This window comes from Syntrophorhabdaceae bacterium (assembly GCA_028713955.1).
Classification (GTDB): Bacteria; Desulfobacterota; Syntrophorhabdia; order Syntrophorhabdales; family Syntrophorhabdaceae; genus UBA5609.
The window spans coordinates 1-2,943 of sequence record JAQTNJ010000330.1; the positions used below are offsets into that span (position 1 = coordinate 1).

3 protein-coding genes are annotated in these 2,943 nt (G+C 50.3%); 1 reads left to right on the forward strand and 2 read right to left on the reverse strand.

Annotation, left to right across the window (positions count from 1 at the left end):
* Positions 1 to 427 (reverse strand): type II secretion system major pseudopilin GspG (gspG, locus tag PHU49_16560; GenBank protein ID MDD5245622.1); only part of this gene is annotated, 427 nt, incomplete at its 3' end.
* A 335-nt stretch (positions 428 to 762) separates the two neighbouring features.
* On the opposite strand from gspG, the gene PHU49_16565 reads away from it, so the two are divergent.
* Positions 763 to 1,542 (forward strand): hypothetical protein, encoded by a 780-nt coding sequence (locus PHU49_16565; protein ID MDD5245623.1) that lies wholly within the window; start codon positions 763 to 765, stop codon positions 1,540 to 1,542.
* Here the strand turns inward: PHU49_16565 and PHU49_16570 are convergent.
* Positions 1,526 to 2,943, reverse strand: a 1,418-nt coding sequence (locus PHU49_16570; protein MDD5245624.1) for an efflux RND transporter permease subunit, incomplete at its 5' end; no start/stop codon positions are given. The genes PHU49_16565 and PHU49_16570 overlap by 17 nt on opposite strands.

Consider the following 2,943-nt stretch of genomic DNA (forward strand, 5'->3'; position numbering starts at 1 on the left):
CCCAGCTTGTGACATCCTTATCCTCCCCCCCTCCACCGGGGGCCCCATCCCTTCCATAGGAGAACAGATCATATTCCGCATGAGTCCCCGGAAACTGGTAGTTATAAGGTTTGCCCCAGGGATCGTTAGGCAGAGCCTTTTTTAAGTAAGGTCCATCCCAGTTCTCAACCCCGCCTGGATTTGCAGCCAGCGCATTCAATCCTTCCTGCGTTGTTGGATATCGTCCGATATCGAGCCTCATCTGGTCTAATGCCTGTCCCAGGAGTTCAATCTGTGCCTTGGTAGCAGCCTGTTTGCCTTTGCCGAGCTTCGGGAAAAGCCGCGGCCCCACAAGGGCCGCGAGAAGGCCGACGATTACCATTACCACAAGGAGCTCGATCAGGGTAAACCCTTTCCTGTCGCGCATCTGCAGTCGTTTTGTCATCATGGAGCCCTCCGTAAAAAGATTCCTTTTACGATCCCTAACTCTCTGCCATAATCTTCCATAATAGTTTCACTACCTATATCATTAAAAAAACGTCTATATTACACTATATTACACTATTACATTATATAAAAACAACAAGAACGTCTGTAGCGGAAATAACAATAATTTTGTCATCTGTTCTGGTTACAGGTATTCAGGGTCCAGCTATTGTGATCGTTGAATTGACTTGACAATAAATTGTAAATTTTATATTCGACAATAGAATGGTATAACGGTATTAGGATAAATGCAAGAAAGGGAGTTGTTCAGCAAAAAAAAGCAGGGAGGGATTTATCATGGTTAAGACGAAAAGATTGCTCTTTGCCATTACGGCATTGATGTTTTTGATCTTCGGAGGTTGTTTTACGATCAGCGGGTATTCTCAGGATAAGCCAGGTGTAATTGACAATCCTGAGGTAAAGAAACCGCAAAAGATACAACGGGGACCGGCATTGCTGCGCAAGCTGATGATAGGTCTTGAAATAATCGCAGACCTGACTGTATCGCCGGAAAAGTATGAGGGCCCGTGCCCGGGACGTTTTACTCTGAAAGGTCAGATCTATGTGAATAAGCCGGTCACGATCCAATACCGTTTTGTCGGCAGCAGCGTCCCTCCGTCTGTGTCAAAACCCCTTATCTTCGAGGAGCCGGGGAGAAAAGAGGTAACATATGTCCGGGAGCTCGGCGACGCTGCCGCATCGCCGATATTTGACGGATCGGCAGCGCTCCAGGTGGTCTGGCCCGGAAAAGCAGAATCGAACGTAGTCTATTTTAAGGGTATCTGCACAGATCAAAAACAGTCTGTGCCTCAGGCATCATCTTCACAGCAAACGGAGATGAAGGTGGAGTCTGCTCCGCAGAATGTCGTGGTACCGAAGCCGGGACAGCAGGAACCGCTTCCAAAAGAATTCTTGCAGCAGCCGGGACAGCAGGAGACTCTCCCGAAGGAATTCTTAACGCCGCAGCACCAGGAACCGCTTCCAAAAGAATTCTTGCAGCAGCCGGGACAGAAGGAGCCGCTTCCGAAAGAATTTACGCCCCAGCCGGCCCCGCAGGAATTCAGGCTGGTTCAATAATGTGCGGATCTCCCTTGGTCAGTTGCTTTTTTCTCCACATCATATAGATGGCAGGGTAGATCGTCAGTTCAAGGATAACGGATGTAGCGAGCCCGCCTATCAAAGGCGCAGCGATCCTCTTCATGACCTCCGAACCGATGCCCGTATCGAACATGACAAATATAAGGCCGAGGTCTGTCGCCACTGTCATGAGTTTTGGCCGGAGCCTCTTCACGGCGCCGTGCATCACTGCATCCTGCAGGTCAGAGATGCTCTTCAGCCTCCCTTCCTTCTTATATTGGTTGTATGAAAGATCGAGGTAAAGCAGCATTACCACGCCCGTTTCCGCATCAAGGCCGGCAAGGGCGATAATGCCGACCCAGACGGCCGTGCTTATGTTGTAGCCGAGGAGATAGAGGAACCAGAAGGAGCCGACAAGCGAAAACGGGACCGCAAGGAGTACGATAGCCGATTTCACAAAGGACCGGGTGCTGAAATAGATGATAATGAGGATCAGGAGGATCGTAAGGGGTATGACCACCTTCAGGTGCCGGCGGGTCATCTCCATATACTGATATTCGCCGCTCCATTCGATACGGTAGCCTTCGGGGATCTTAAAAGAGGTTAAACGTTTTTTTGCTTCCTTGATATATGTGCCCGCGTCCCCCGCCGTATGGTCGATATAGACGTATGCGGTGAGCATGCCCGCTTCACTCTTGATCTGTGCAGGTCCCTTGACGATCTTTATATCCGCCAGTTGCTGAAGGGGCACATGGGCCGACCCGGGAGCGGTAACTTCCGGCAGGTCAGGCTGGGAAGAAGAGAATGTAACAGGAACGAGGACCCTTTTCAATGTGTCAATATCGCTCCGCAATTCCCTTGCATAGCGGACATTGACGGGATAACGCCCCCTTCCTTCGATAGTGGTGGTCACATTAAGACCGCCGATGGATGATTGGATAATCTCGTTTACATCATCGACAGTGAGGTTATAACGGGCTGCCTCATGACGTTTTACGGCAATGTCGATAAAATATCCTGTATTTACCCTCTCGGCATAGACGCTTCTCGTATGCGGCACATCCTTTAATACTGTTTCAAGGGCAATACCAAGCCGCTCGATTTCCCGAACATCCGGACCGAATATCTTGAGCCCAAGAGGGGTCCTGATACCTGTTGAGAGCATATCTATCCTTGCCTTTATGGGCATGGTAAATGCGTTGGAAACCCCCGGTATTGTGAGGGCGTCATTCATTTCCGCAGTCAGTTTGTCGACGGTCATACCTGCCCGCCACTCTTCCCTGGGCTTCAGGTTGATCGTAGTCTCGAACATCTCCAGGGGCGCCGGATCAGTGGCTGTTTCGGCCCTGCCGGCCTTGCCGAATACCTGTGCCACTTCGGGTATCCCTTTCAGGATCTTAT